Consider the following 247-nt stretch of genomic DNA (forward strand, 5'->3'; position numbering starts at 1 on the left):
TTCCACGGGATATTTTTGCATGTTTTTTGAATTTCACAAAAATTCCACAACTTGCCTCTTATTGCCTTTCGATCCTGAAACAGGCAGCAAGGCAGTTAGAGTATTTTAAAGGGAAGAGTGCCTTAGGTCCTAAAACGGACTCTTTGGCTGATGCTTTGTCTCTTGCTCAACACCATGATGCAGTATCTGGTACATCAAAGCAGCATGTGGCTAATGATTATGCAAAACGACTTTCAATAGGTTACAC

General features: G+C 40.5%; 1 protein-coding gene. It reads left to right on the top strand.

Going from position 1 to position 247, the window contains the following annotated elements; genetic code table 11:
- A partial coding sequence (locus tag QSV46_RS40560; RefSeq protein ID WP_314964351.1) for a hypothetical protein occupies positions 1 to 247 on the top strand: 247 nt, incomplete at both ends.

The sequence above is a fragment of the Bradyrhizobium cosmicum genome, from assembly GCF_032290525.1.
Taxonomy (GTDB): Bacteria; Pseudomonadota; Alphaproteobacteria; order Rhizobiales; family Xanthobacteraceae; genus Bradyrhizobium; species Bradyrhizobium cosmicum_A.